The 13,116-nt window shown below is 63.7% G+C and carries 9 protein-coding genes; 4 read left to right on the plus strand and 5 right to left on the minus strand.

Features of this window, described 5'->3' with window-relative positions; translation table 11 throughout:
- Positions 1–64 precede the first annotated feature (64 nt).
- On the plus strand, positions 65–472 hold the full coding sequence (locus tag NGM99_RS14425; RefSeq protein ID WP_252820112.1) for a Fur family transcriptional regulator: 408 nt from the start codon (positions 65–67) through the stop codon (positions 470–472).
- A 127-nt stretch (positions 473–599) separates the two neighbouring features.
- Positions 600–1,877, plus strand: a complete 1,278-nt coding sequence (locus NGM99_RS14430) for an extracellular solute-binding protein (RefSeq protein WP_252820114.1) — start codon at positions 600–602, stop codon at positions 1,875–1,877.
- A gap of 229 nt (positions 1,878–2,106) precedes the next feature.
- Here the strand turns inward: NGM99_RS14430 and recQ are convergent, their stop codons facing one another.
- A complete protein-coding gene (gene recQ, locus NGM99_RS14435) occupies positions 2,107–3,906 on the minus strand; it encodes a DNA helicase RecQ (RefSeq protein WP_252820116.1) in 1,800 nt (599 codons plus the stop codon).
- 157 nt (positions 3,907–4,063) lie between these two features.
- Between recQ and NGM99_RS14440 the strand changes: the two genes are divergently transcribed.
- Both NGM99_RS14440 and NGM99_RS14445 read left to right on the plus strand, forming a co-directional pair.
- Entirely contained in the window at positions 4,064–4,258 is a 195-nt protein-coding gene (locus NGM99_RS14440) for a hypothetical protein (RefSeq protein WP_252820118.1), read from the plus strand.
- A 154-nt stretch (positions 4,259–4,412) separates the two neighbouring features.
- Positions 4,413–4,562 (plus strand): hypothetical protein, encoded by a 150-nt coding sequence (locus NGM99_RS14445; RefSeq protein WP_252820120.1) that lies wholly within the window; start codon positions 4,413–4,415, stop codon positions 4,560–4,562.
- A gap of 128 nt (positions 4,563–4,690) precedes the next feature.
- On the opposite strand, the gene NGM99_RS14450 is transcribed toward NGM99_RS14445, so the two are convergent.
- From NGM99_RS14450 to bcsA, 4 genes are read right to left on the minus strand one after another with little or no spacing between them, the layout of a single operon-like run.
- Positions 4,691–7,171, minus strand: a complete 2,481-nt coding sequence (locus NGM99_RS14450) for a cellulose synthase (protein WP_252820122.1) — start codon at positions 7,169–7,171, stop codon at positions 4,691–4,693.
- Positions 7,168–8,211: a family 8 glycosyl hydrolase gene (locus tag NGM99_RS14455; protein ID WP_252820124.1), complete on the minus strand. Its 1,044-nt coding sequence runs from the start codon at positions 8,209–8,211 to the stop codon at positions 7,168–7,170. Before NGM99_RS14455 ends, NGM99_RS14450 begins: the two co-directional genes overlap by 4 nt.
- The gene (locus NGM99_RS14460; protein ID WP_252820126.1) at positions 8,208–10,691 is read right to left on the minus strand and encodes a cellulose biosynthesis cyclic di-GMP-binding regulatory protein BcsB; all 2,484 of its coding nucleotides are present in this window, start codon (positions 10,689–10,691) and stop codon (positions 8,208–8,210) included. Before NGM99_RS14460 ends, NGM99_RS14455 begins: the two co-directional genes overlap by 4 nt.
- Positions 10,688–12,892, minus strand: coding sequence for a UDP-forming cellulose synthase catalytic subunit (gene bcsA, locus NGM99_RS14465; RefSeq protein WP_252820128.1), 2,205 nt, complete (start codon positions 12,890–12,892; stop codon positions 10,688–10,690). The genes NGM99_RS14460 and bcsA overlap by 4 nt, the downstream gene beginning before the upstream one ends.
- Between the last annotated feature and the right edge of the window lie 224 nt (positions 12,893–13,116).

Here is a 13,116-nt window from a genome sequence, read left to right on the forward strand (position 1 = left end):
GCCTCTCTCTATGTCATGTTATTACATCTGACAAGTTGGCGAAACCAAGACGGTGGGTAAAGAGATGACGGAAGCGAAGGCGCTCACGAAAAACCAGACACTGGTGCTCGGTGCGCTTTCAGGCGCGAACGGGCCATTGAGCGCCTATGACATCCTCGACCGGTTGCGCCCCGAAGGGTTGCGTTCGCCGCTCCAGATTTATCGTGCTTTGGCGCCGTTGGTCGAACAGGGACGCGTGCACCGGCTCGAAAGCCTGAACTCCTTCGTCGCCTGCGCGCATGACCATACGCATGGGCACCATTCCCATTCGCCGGTGGTGTTCGCGATATGCGAAACCTGCGGGCAGGTAACAGAATTTTCGGATGAAAAGGTCGCCCAGCAATTGAGGGGTTGGGCCAAGGATGTAGGGTTCAAAACGGGTAAGACGACTTTAGAACTGCGTGGGACGTGTAGGACGTGTCTGGCGGCTTGAAGACGCCTGAGCAGGCTTTAAATCAGGCCTGATTCCAAGCCGATCATCCGTCTGCCTGACCTTTTCGTGTTCTCGCTGGACGCCCCGTTCCCCCGTTCCATATCGCTCCCCAACGGGAGGAATGAGCATGACATCGAAGCGATGGACGATGCCGGTCGCAGCATGCGCCGGACTGGTGGCGTTTGGATTGAGCCTGCCGGTTCTGGCGCAGGACAAGATCACGCTTACCTGGGGTGCGCACTACACGGATGCGCAGATGGCGCCGCTGACGGCATGCTTCCGCCGCTATGAGCAGGAAAACCCGACCATCACGATCCGCTACCAGCAGTCGGGTATCGAAGATTTTCTGCAGACCATCCTCACCTCGCGCATCGGCGGGACGAGCCCCGATATCTACAATGTCTATTCGATCTGGGGAAAGCAGCTGACGGATAGCGGCATCTTGGCCGAGCCGCCGAGCGACATCGCGGATTTCATCGCGCAGAACTACGAGCCAACGACCGTGAAGGCTGCGACGCTGGACGATAAGGTTTGGGGCGTGCCAGCCGAAGTCAGCCTTTACATGCTGATCTACAACAAGGCGCTGTTCGCGGAAGCGGGAATCGCGCAGCCGCCTTCCACTTGGGCCGAGGTGCTGGAGGATGCCAAGAAGATTGCCAAGCGCGATGCCGATGGCAAGGTGGTGACGGCCGGCTACGCTTTCGGACCCTCAGTGGCCAATGCCACCCACCCGTTCCGCACGCTGATGTTCTCGGCCGGGCTGCCGCTGTTGAAGGACGATTTGATGTCCACCAATCTCGCCGATCCCAAGGCGGTCGAGATCCTGTCGGGCGAGGTGGAACTTTTCAAGCAAGGGCTCACCAGCCCCTCCAATGTGGTCAAGGATTTTCCTTCGAGCCGCAACGGGATGCAGATCACGGCGAACTGGTTCAAGCAGACGCTTCGCGAGGGCATGGGAGAGGATTTCCTCGACAAGGTCGGCGTGGCGCCTATCCCGGCCGGGCCGGACTGGAAGACCTATCAGTATTCGTTCTACCAGTCGGTGGACGCCAACAGCGCGCATCCAGAAGAGGCGTGGAAGCTGATCCGCTGGCTGAACTCGCCGCAGGCGACAGGCAAACGCTCCTGCGTGGGCGACATGCTGGTGGCTCTGGGCGGGTTGACGGCCAATAATGCGGATATCGCCGCAAGTGCCGAGGCGTTCGGCGACAGCTTCACCAAGCCCTATGTGGACGCGCTGCAAAGCGGGCGGGCTTTGTCGGAACCGCCGGTCGCGCAGACGGCCGAAGCGGATCGAGCCCTGCGCTCGGCTATCGAGGCCGCTTGGCTCGGGCAATTGTCGCCTGAGGACGCGCTGAAGAAGGCGGATGCCGAGATCACGAATATTCTGGCGCTGCCGCAGTAAGGGGAAGTGGATGTTCGGGTTGGGGTTGTGCAGGTTGAGACGCTACCCCCACCCCTTACCCCTCCCCACAGGTGGGACGGGGACATGCGCGTAGAGCTGTAGCCTTGGAGCTTGACGCCAAGCTTCGAGAATTCGATGCGGCTTCGGTGTCTCCCTCCCACCTGTGGGGAGGGGTAAGGGGTGGGGGTGACATCTCCGTTTTCGCCAACACCGAGAGATTCACACCATCTCACCCCGCCCGCAAAATCTCGACGAACCGTTCCCCATACCGCTCGAGCTTGGTCTGTCCGACCCCATTCAGCGCCGCGAGTTCCCTCAGCGTCGTCGCGCCCGCGCGGACCATGTCGACCAAGGTGCGATCGTGGAAGATCACGTAGGGCGGCACGTTCTGTTCGCGGGCGATGGCCATGCGCTCGGCCTTGAGGCGTTTCAGAAGCTCGTTGTCGGCTTCGTCGTCGAGCACGGCGTCGGTGCGGACGGCTGACTTGCGCTTCGGCTTGGGCCGCGCATCGATGCGCAATTCGAGACTTTGGCGCTCGCGCAGGAAAGTGGCGCCGGCATCCGTCAGGCGAAGCGCGCCATAGGCATCGGAATCCGCTTCGACCAAGCCGTGCACCATCAGCTGGCGAAGCACGCCACGCCATTCGCGGTCGCTGTGGTCCTTGCCGATGCCGAAGGTGCTCAGCTGGTCGTGACCCAGGCGCTTGATGCGCTCGTCGTCCGTGCCCAGCAGCACATTGATCACATAGACCGCGCCGAAGCGCTCACCGGTGCGATAGATGCAGGACAGAAGCTTTTGGGCTGCCACCGTGCCGTCAAAGGTTTCGGGCGGCTCGAGACAGGTGTCGCAATTGTTGCAGGGCTCGCAGGCGTCGCCGAAATAGGCGAGCAGGGTCTGGCGGCGGCAACGGGGCGCTTCGCAATAGGAGAGCAGCAGTTCGAGCTTGGTGCGCTCGACGCGCTTCTGCTCTTCGGGGCCCTCGCCATCGTCGATCATGCCGCGTAACTGCACGACATCGTTGATGCCATAGACCATCCAGGCGGTGGCGGGCAGGCCGTCGCGGCCGGCACGTCCGGTTTCCTGATAATAGGCCTCGATGTTCTTGGGCAGGTCGAGATGGGCGACGAAGCGCACGTCCGGCTTGTTGATGCCCATGCCGAAGGCGACAGTCGCCACCATCACCACGCCCTCGTCATTGAGGAAGCGGCGCTGGTTGCCGGCGCGCACATGGTGCTCCAGCCCCGCATGATAGGGCAGCGCGTCGAAACCCTTGGAGCGCAGCCATTCGGCCGTGTCCTCGACGCGGCGGCGCGACAGGCAGTAAACGATGCCGCTCTCACCCTGTTTGCGGGTTTCGAGGAAGCGCAGAAGCTGGGTGCGTGGGTTTTCCTTCAGCCCGACGCCGTAAAAGATGTTGGGGCGGTCGAAGCTGCCGGTGAAAAGCTTCGGCAGCGAAAGCTTCTCCACGATGTCGGCGCGTGTCGGCCCATCGGCGGTCGCCGTGACTGCGATGCAGGGCACATGGGGAAAGCGCTCGCGAAGTGCCGAGAGCTCGCGATATTCGGGGCGGAAGTCGTGGCCCCATTGCGAGATGCAGTGCGCTTCGTCGATGGCGAAAAGCGCGATCTCGATGCGCTCGAGGCTGTCGAGGAAGCCGCCGAGCATCAGGCGCTCGGGCGCGACATAGAGAAGGTCGAGCTCGCCGGCGCGCAACGCCTCGCGCGTCTGGCGCTGCTCGTCTTGCGGCACGGCGGAGTGCAGCGCCGCGGCACGCACGCCGAGTTGGCGCAGCGCGGCCACCTGATCGTCCATCAGCGCGATCAGCGGCGACACGACGATCCCTACCCCTGAGCGGCAAAGGGCGGGGATCTGATAGCACAGCGACTTGCCCGAGCCGGTCGGCATCAAGACGCAGCAGGAGCCGCCCTCCGTCACATGAGTGATGATGTTTTCCTGCTGCCCGCGAAATTCTGCGTAACCGAAAGTTTCGGTCAGCACCGTGCGCGGGTCGGAATGGGGCTTGGGCATGGTGCGGGAAATGGCGGGCGTCTCGAAAAACAGGCAGGCGGGAAAGGGTGCGGATTAACCCTTTCTTCATTTTGGAGCCAAGTCACAAAGGCAGGAGTGAAACTGGTTTATAGGCAGGCCGTATCGCTTTCCAAAGGAAAACCAAGGAGGCATTTCCATGAACGACGACATGCCGCGCCCCGAAACCTGGGTTTCGATCGCAGCCGAAAGCGGCGAATTCTTCGTCCATGTCCGGGAGGGCGAGAGCCGCGACCGGTATGGGCCCTACCAGACGAACCGGGAGGCGACGCTCAAGGCGCGCAGCGAGTCCGAACGACTGGGGCTCGATCGCCGCCAAGCACTTGCGGTCTGAGGACCCGCTTTACCATTCTCTTTTTCATGCAACCTGAGAATGCAACCATTGGCTGTTGTCGCGATTGGAAACGACAGGGAGATGTTTGCAGGCGGCGGTGATGCGCAGGATCTATCCACCGGAACGACCGGAATTCGCGGTTCAGGAGAGTTGCATGGATGCGCTCGAACCGGCTTTCGAGCAACTGATCGACCGTGCCGTTCTGGCGGGCTGGCCGCGGGAGATGGTGATCGTCGCGCTTGTCGGGCTGGCGCAGGGGGGATTGGGGAAGCGGAGCGTGGCCGTATTGAACGAGACGGCGTGAATTTGCCGGATCGTCAAGGCGCCGCCCTTACCCCGCCCATGACCTTTCCCTACCTCGGGGAAAAGTTAGGGGCGGGGGTGACGTTCACACTCATCCAAGCCTTTGACGTCGCTCTTGGAGTCTCACGCTCAGCGCGGCAGCTGCCCTGCTCCTCGCTCGGCCCGGCGCTCTCTGACCAGTAAAAGTCCACGCCTCGCATTCTCGGAGCCGGATGCGGCTGCAGCGCCGAAGATTTGTTCGGCATCGTTGAAGCGATTGAGGCCCAGAAGCGCGTAGCCGCGCAGCGCCATCAGGCCGACATCTTCCGGCATCAGGCGCGAGCGCTCATCGAGGGCGATCAGGGTCTCGTTGTAGCGCTTCGCCTGGAAGGCGTCGTTGGCGCGCGCAGCGAGAAGTGCGATCTGAAGCTCGGTCGAGCGTTGCTGGCTCTGGCGCGACTTGGACGCCGAGAGTGCCGCCTTGTTGATCAGGCCCGCCTGCATATAGGCCAAGCTCTGGCCATAGGCCGCGTCTTCCTTGTCTTTCGCGTTGCGGGTCATCAAGCCCCGCTCGAAGGCCTCACCCGCTTCCAGTGGACGCTTGAGATTGAGCAGGCACCAGCCGCGCTGAAGGGCCGCGCGGGGCGAAAGCAGGTTGGGATCGACCGTGTTCGAGCAGCCGCGCGCCGAAACGCGTGAGCCGGTCGATGTGTTGTTCTGGGCGACCACGACTTCTTCGCGCGTCGCGGGCCGGGCCGGTGCGCTTTCGTCTGCCGTGATGCGCGGCGCGCGTTCGGCACGTTGGGGGACGGTTTCCTGTTCGGGTGCCGTCTGCACTTGAGCGAATTGCTGCACGCGGTTGTAGGCGGGCGTCGCCGGTTGGATTTCGGAATAGGCGGCAAGCGTCGTGCCGTAGCGTGACGGATCGGGCTCGGGTGCGGCCTGCGCATAGCGCTGCGGCACGGATGGGATCGCATCGGTGCGCTGGTCGGCTGAGCCCGTGCTCTGCTGCTGTTGCGGCGTGTATTGCTGCGGCTGGGGCGCATATTGCGGCTGCACGCGCTGCTGTTGCGGCTGCGGCTGCTGGGTCGCACCTTGCGGGCCGAACTGGCGGGGAATCGCGCTTTGCGCGGGCTGGCCCTGTTGCGGCTGGGGCTGGCCCACGGTTGCGATACGGTCCGAGCGCCCGGCCCAGAGCCGCTGCATCTGGGTCACGCCCTGCTTGTTGTTCAGCTTCCAGAACATCAAGGTCAGGCCATAGGCCGATGGCTCGTCGCCGGGCTTCCAGCCGAGCGCCGTTTCGAACCATTGCTGCGCAGTCGGGAACTGGTTGAGCGCATCGGCATACCAGCCGAACTGCTGGGCGGCGGCGGCATCACGCACCTTGCCGACTTCCGCTGCGATGCGCGCCAAACGATCGGGCGCCAGTTCGAGCGGGGGCACGATGGCGAGCATGTTGGCCACGGCCGCCATATAGGTCTTTTGCGTGTCCTCGTTCTCGTCGCGCCACTTGTAGAGCACGTCCTCGGCATCCGGCGACTTGCCGAGCGCGATCTGGGCCAGCGCGAGGCCCTGGCTCGCCTGCGCGCTGTCTTCCGCCTGGCGAGCCTGCGTGAACCAGCGCTCGGCATCCTGCGGTTTGTCGCGAACGATGTTGTACCAGCCGAGCAGCAATGCATCGGATGGCTGCTTCTTGTCCTGGGCCAACTCTTGTACGCGGTCCAGATCTGCCTGTGCAACCTCGGCCTTGGGGTCTTCGCCACCCTTGCCGACACTCTGGCGCGCAAGATCGTCGCGGATGGAATCGAACTCGCCCACCCCTTGCGGCGACTTCTTCTCAAGGGCCAGCAACTGGTTGAATTCATCGCGCGGCAACACGGCCAGCGCCTTTTGTACGGTCGCCAGCCGTTGCGGGCCTTCGTCCCCGCAGGATTGCAGCACGTAGCGATAGGCATCGAGCGCGCGGCTCGCGCGGTCTGTCTTGCCGAACGCTTCGGCCACGCGCCACAAAACGTCGAGATCGCCGCAGGTGAGCAGGCTCGGCGTGGTCGAGGCCTGGCGGATCACCGTGTCATATTGCTTGAGGTCGGAGGCATTGATGATGCGCTCGCGCGCTTCGGCCACCGCCAAACGATCGAGCAGGTCGGCCGGCACCTCCCAGCCCGGTTCCTCGGCCTGCCGGTCGGAGATGGCCTTGCGCACCTCGGCGATCTTGTTCTCCGAATAAAGCTTCCACATCGCGTCGAGCTTGGCGTCGCGCTGAACGGGAACGGCGAGCGGATCGGCGGGCGGTGTCCAATTGGGGTAGAGCGCACGCAGCCGCGCGATCTCGGCTTCGAGGCGCTTGGTGTCGCCCTGCTGGGCGAAATAGCGCAACGCGGATTCGTCGACTTCCGGCTGCGGCTGCGCTTGAGCCTGCGTTGGGGGCTGATCCTGCGCGGGCAGGGGGGCGACGCTCGAGGGCGCCGGGCTGGCGGCGGCCGGCGGCTGTGGCACGGTGCTGCTGTTCGATTGGGAACCGCTGGTTGAGGCGGGCGGCGTCGAAACCTGGGCGATGGACGCGAAGCGGCCGCCGCTCGAATAAAGCAGAACGGCCGTGCCGAGCAGAAGGACGGCGATTCTCTGGTTCATAAGCATTCCCCGTGCCTGCGCGCCACGAATGACAGCGCGAGAAGCTGGAGGGTGGACGGATAATAATTGGTCGGCTGGAAAGTCTTGAGTTCGTTCGGGATCGGCGTGCGGTCGAGCACGCAGGCGCCCATGGCCAGGATCATGCGATAACCGGGATCGCTCAAGACATCCTTGGTGACATTCGTCAAAAGAACGGTGCGCGGGTTGCCCTGTCCGTCGGTCATGCCTTTCAGAAGCGGTTCCAGCGTCTTGCGGTCGTCGATGCCGGCACGCATCAGGTAGAGCGGAATGCGGATCGCGTTGTAGCCGAACTCGGCAGGAAAGCCGTCGGCGGGTTTGGGCTCGCCGTTGAGCGAAAGCCAGTCGGGCGGCATCTGTGCATTGCCGAGCTTGATGTCGCGCGCCAGCCCCAGCCCCGCGCTGCGCAATGCCTGCCAATCGACGTTCGGCGCGAGGTTGGACAGAACCGGGAAGGCTTCGAACACCCAATAGGAGATGTTGATCACCGGACCATCCGTGCGGTCCTTGGCGCCGAAGCCGTTCGCGGCAGGCAGGATGAGGACCTCTTTTCCATCGCGCAGAAGGGCTGCGCGACCGATGGCGTCCGCGATGCCCTTGCCGGCGTCGAGCAGGTCCTGACGACGCCAGCTTTCGCCGGCCAGCCCCAGCGCATAGGCGATCAGCATGTCGCCATCCGTCGCATTGTTGGGGTCGGTCACATGCGGATTGGCGTTGGGCTCCCACTTCCAAACGGCCAGCCCGTCGTCGCGAAGCAGAAGCTCGGTCTTGGTGAAACTCCAGATCAGGTCGAAATCGGCACGTGCGCCCGCGAGATAGGCGAGCAGCAGGCCGTAACCCTGACCCTCGCTATGGCTGATATTGCCGTTGGCATCATCCACGATGCGGCCCGAGCCATCGAGGAACTTGGCCTTGTAGGCGTTCCAATCCGCGGACGAGATGGCATTGTTCTGCGCATAGGCAGCACCGATGCCGGAAATCAACGCGGCGCCCAAGGCCAATATGCGCAGAAATGCTTTCACCGATCTCTCCCAAGAGCCGACAGCATAATGCTCGTAGCAAGCCCGAGGATGACCGCGAGACCGGCAAGCGCGCCCGAATAGGCGAGGACGTTGGCGGAAAGCCAGTTGGCCGCGATCAGGCGATAGTTCGAAAGAGCGGCCGGCTGTGGGTCCGACAGGTTGAATTGACCGACCGGGATTTGGGACAGCCGGTTGTTGGACGGGTTATAGGTGGTGATATGGCCGCCGATTTCGGCCCAACTCGCGCCGCGCGCGACCGCGTTGACGCCATCCGCGAGCATGGCTGCACTCGGTGCCGTCACCACGGTCCAGGTCGCAGTGCCGCTCGGGCTCGGGTTCTGCGCCACAACCAGGCTGGCATCGCCCCCTGGCGTAAACACCTCGGACGCTGCAGGCCGGATCCGCAGGGTGTCGAGCGAGATATCGAAATTGCGCTCCAGCCAGTCCTGGAATGACGAAACCTGGCCGCGCCAGTCGCTGCCGCGCAACTGGTCGCGCCAGCGCTCGAAGGTGGCATCCGTGTTGTCGGGCGCCTGCGGCTGTTCCCCGCTCTGGCTCCATCCCGTGCGGCTCGTCTCGGAGATGCCGACCTGGGAAAGGATTTCCGGGGCGATCGAAGCAATGGGGCCGACGAAAAGCGCATTGCGGTCGCTCGCTGCAGCGGGCGATGCATTGAGGTCGATATTGACAGGCCGCCCGGCAGCGACCGACATGCGGCCGAGAACCGTCGCAGCTGCCGAAAAGCTGGCAGGGTCGGCGCGGTCGAACAGAACAGGTACCGGATGGTCGGAGCGGCCGTAAGGCGCACCGGTCCCCCCCGTGGCTGAAAGGTTCGGCCGCTGCGTGATGCGGGCATAATCCGGCATCACCCATTCGGAACTGTCGAAGAGAACGAAACGGCTGCCAGGCAGGGCCGTGGTGCCCGGTGCGCAGAGATTATCGGCTTCGGTCAGCAGGATCGCCTCGAACGCGACCGTGTTCACGCCCGGCCTGAAATGCGTCATCGGCACCTTGATGGGCAGATGGCGCAGGATCGAGCCGCCGGTGTTGGTGATCGGCAGGGTCGAGGCGATCGAACCGTTCACGTAGATGTCGATGTGGGAGCCCGGCTGCACGTCGGGACTGTAGGCCGCATCGAGCAGAATTCGCGCTTCACCATAGGATTGGGCGTAGAAGTCCGATGGCACGCCGACCGTGAATTCGGTGCGAAAGCGGCGCCCCGAGAATTCTTGGGTGGCGACGCCAAGATCGGCGAAGCGGACATTGCTTCGCGTGAACAGCATGGGCGGTTCAGGCGTGCGCCACGATCGCGTGGCGATCACGGTACGCTGAACATCACGACTGCGGTCGAGCGGGGTGAGAAGGCTTTCCACCGCTCCGTTGATGGCGTTCCAGTTGGGACCGGAGATCACAAGGGTCGAAGGGCCGAAGGTCTTGTCTTCGATCAGCCCCGCCACGCCGTCGATGTCGCTTCCCAAAGGCAGGCGTTCGACAAGCCCAGCGAGTTCTTGGGGTGTTCCCATCAGCACGTTGAGCGAACCAGGGCCTGGCTTGGGCGCTGTGCGCGCCGAGATCGCGACCGACTGGTTGGGCATGTCGGCGGTCAGGGCCAAGGCTTCCGAAAGACGGAGGGCGGGTGCGGCCGTTGCCGGCTGCGCGAGACCCGGCACGACGAGATTGAAGCGCGTACGACCGTCGGCATCCACGCCGATCGCGCGCAGGTCGTCGAGCGAAGAAAGCTTGATGGCCTCGGGGGACGAGAAATCGATGAACGTGCGCGCCGGGTCGATCTGGGTCCAGAGTTCGTAGGTGGACTGGATCGTGCAGTCGGTGCGGTGGCGCTGGGTTGCCACGAACTCGATATCGTTCCAGCCGGGCTTCAGGCTGTTGGACGGCAGCGAAAAGGACTGTTCCTTGACGTTGGAGGATGATGAGATGGGCTCATCCACAAGCTTCTGGCCGTTGATGTGCATTTCGAGGCGGGACGCCTCGGGCGCGACCACCACGGCGTTCTGATAGGCAAGCCGCAACCGTGCTTCGGATGCGGCCTGAACCGGCGTGAGGTAGATCGACCACGCGCGGCGGCTGTTTTCACCCGACAGAGTGAAGTCGTCGAAGGGAAGAAGGTAGCGGCGCGTGAGCGTGGGGTCGCCGACATTGAGCGGCGCGCCGGTGCTGGTGCCGTCCACGCTTGTGCCGTTCGCCGGCTGTTCGGTCTCGCCCGTTTGCGTGGGCGCAGGGGGCGCTTCGTCCTGTGCCGTCGGATCGGGCGTTGCAGGGCTCGGCTGGGGTGCTGCCGGCTGCGCAGGGGTCGGCTGGGCAGGAGTCGGTTGCGGTGCTGCGCGCGGCGCTGGTGCAGGCGTGCCGGCAGGCCGCTCGGTGCCCATGTCGAAGGGAGCGGCCGGTTGCGCGGCATCCTGCGCGGCTGCGGCGTTCAGGAGAACGAGAAGAGCGGTGGCGGAAAGAAGCAGCGATCTCACAGCGTGCTCTCCGCGATGCGGGCTTCCACAGCCTCGTTGCCGCCGCGCGTGCGGGCCGCGCGCCAGAGATAGACCAGTCCGCGATAGGTCTGGAACAGAGCCATACGGAAGAAGCGGATCGTTCCCATCAGCAGGCCGGGATTACCGCGTCGCGACAGCTGGAACTGCGTCCACTGGTTGGAATTGGCGAAGATCAGGTCGGCCACGAAGCGATGGTGGTCGGGAATGGAGGGCCGATAGCGGCAGCCGATGAAACCGCCATCGGGCGTGCGCTCGAAATTGCGGATCAGGATCGGCAGGCCGCCTTCGCGCTTTTCGGCGAAGGTCTGGAACTGCAGCTCGCCCATCATGTCCTGGGTGAGTTCCGGCAGCTGGCCGAAGACCTGGACGCGTGCGCCATGGACGGACACGTCCTCGATGGTCGCCTGGAAGCTCTGCTCGCCGATCTGGAAGCGGGCACGGCGGCTGACCTTGACGCGGCGCGTCGCGGCGCGTTCGCCGCGCTCGGACACGACGCCCAGCGCACAGCCCGCCATCACGAGGTTGAGCAGGTTCCAGGCACCCACCACCAGCGTCACATCGGCCTTGTAGGGCTCGTGATAAACGCGCCATGCGGTGACGAAGACGGCCGCGAGCAGAATGAAGAAGATGATGAAGAAGGGTGCGGCGATCTCCGAGAGACGGCTTTTGGCGATCGACTCGTCCTTGGCGGTCACCTTGAAGGTGGGCTTGCGCGGGTTGAGGATCACCGAGATCACGGCCGGCAAAAGGTGGATCGTCTGAACATATTCGTAGAGTTCCGAGATCCACGGCCAGCGGAACTGCCCGTAAAGGTAGTTCTGCATGATCAGGTTCACGAGCATGTAGCTCAGCGTATAGGCCATGAACTCGCCGCCCGAGGCGGTGAAGATCTCAAGATCGAAGAACAGGTAGAAAAGTGGGGCGACCAGGAAGATCGCGCGCGGAAAGGGAAACAGCCAGAACAGCGTCGAGGACATATAGCATAGGCGCTGCGGCAGCTGGAGCCCACGCTTGAGCGGAGGAAACCGGAAGCGCAGGATCTGCAGCATGCCTTGCGCCCAGCGCGAACGCTGGCCGATGAAGGAGGCGAAGGTCGCAGGCTGGAGGCCGGCGATCAGCGGCTTGTCGACGTAAAGCGAGTGCCAGCCGCGACCATGCAGTTCAAGCGCGGTTTCGCAGTCCTCGGTGATCGAGATGCCTGAGAAGCCGCCGGTTTCCATGAGTGCCGCGCGGCGCAGCACAGCTGCCGAGCCGCAGAAGAAGGCAGCGTTCCACTTGTCGAGGCCACGCTGGATGACGCCGTAGAACATCTCGTTCTCCGACGGCATCTTCTCGAAGGTCTGGAGGTTGCGCTCGACCGGATCGGGGTTGAGGAAGAAGTGCGGCGTCTGAACGAGAAAGAGCTTCGGGTCGTCCTTGAAGTAGCCGACCGTTTCGGTGAGGAAGTCGCGTGCGGGTGCGTGGTCGGCGTCGAACACCACGATCAGCTCGCCGGTGGACTGCGCCAGCGCATTGTTCATGTTGCCGGCCTTGGCGTGCTCGTTGCGCTCGCGCGTGAGGTAACGGCAGTCGAGATCGGCGGCGAGCTGCTGGAGCTCGGCATGGCGGCGCTCGGCGCGGTTGGCCTCGGCCACCTTGTCGGCATTGCGCTTCTGCGCCGTGCCGCCATCGTCGAGCAGCCAGACGGTGAACTTGTCGGCCGGATAGTCCATCGCCTTGGCGGCGGCCAGCGTGTTGGCGAGAAGTTCGGCATCCTCATTATAGGTCGGCACGAAGACGTCGACGGTGGGCAGCTGGTCGCGCGGGCCGATATTGGCCGAGCGCGAGGGGCGCGGCGGCAGGGGGGCTGCCACCACGAACAGGCTGAGCGCCAGCATGAGCACGCTGTACATCTCGGCCAGATAAAGCAGGAAGCCGGGAATGAAGTTCTCGGGCTGGTTGAAGGGCGGCAGCGTCGAGGTCGTGCGCCAATAGACGTAGCGCAGCACGATGGCCGTGCCGAAGGCGAGCGAGATCAGGCGGAACACGCCTTCGGGCCGCAACAGCTTCAACAGCATCATGCAAAGCACGATCGAAACGCCGGTGATGAGCTGGCCCTGAATGTTGATGGGCAGGGTGATCAAGGCAATCACGAATGCCGCGATCATGGCCCAGACGAGGAGGATGAGAGCCTTTTTCATGCCGAGACAGCCTTCATGTCCGCCGGGCATGGGGCGTGTGGTTCCCATGCGCCGATCACTTCAAGCCGGCCGGCTTGTCTCTGTTCCCAAACAAGACCTGCCTGGAACCAGTCAAACGCGACCTGGCTCCAAGTATAAGCAGAAGTCCCCTGCCGAAGCATGAAGCTCAATGATCGGGATACGGGGACAGATACCATGGAGTTTCGCGGATACTTAAAGAAGCG

The sequence above is a fragment of the Mesorhizobium liriopis genome (assembly GCF_024053505.1).
Classification (GTDB): Bacteria; Pseudomonadota; Alphaproteobacteria; order Rhizobiales; family Rhizobiaceae; genus Mesorhizobium_B; species Mesorhizobium_B liriopis.

Excerpts from the sequence above, each read along its gene's own strand:
- NGM99_RS14440 (WP_252820118.1), top strand. The coding sequence starts at position 4,064 with ATGAACGACGACATGCCGCGCCCCGAAACCTGGGTTTCGATCGCAGCC.
- NGM99_RS14430 (WP_252820114.1), top strand. The coding sequence starts at position 600 with ATGACATCGAAGCGATGGACGATGCCGGTCGCAGCATGCGCCGGACTG.
- NGM99_RS14425 (WP_252820112.1), top strand. The coding sequence starts at position 65 with ATGACGGAAGCGAAGGCGCTCACGAAAAACCAGACACTGGTGCTCGGT.
- NGM99_RS14445 (WP_252820120.1), top strand. The coding sequence starts at position 4,413 with ATGGATGCGCTCGAACCGGCTTTCGAGCAACTGATCGACCGTGCCGTT.
- bcsA (WP_252820128.1), bottom strand. The coding sequence starts at position 12,892 with ATGAAAAAGGCTCTCATCCTCCTCGTCTGGGCCATGATCGCGGCATTC.
- NGM99_RS14450 (WP_252820122.1), bottom strand. The coding sequence starts at position 7,171 with ATGAACCAGAGAATCGCCGTCCTTCTGCTCGGCACGGCCGTTCTGCTT.
- recQ (WP_252820116.1), bottom strand. The coding sequence starts at position 3,906 with ATGCCCAAGCCCCATTCCGACCCGCGCACGGTGCTGACCGAAACTTTC.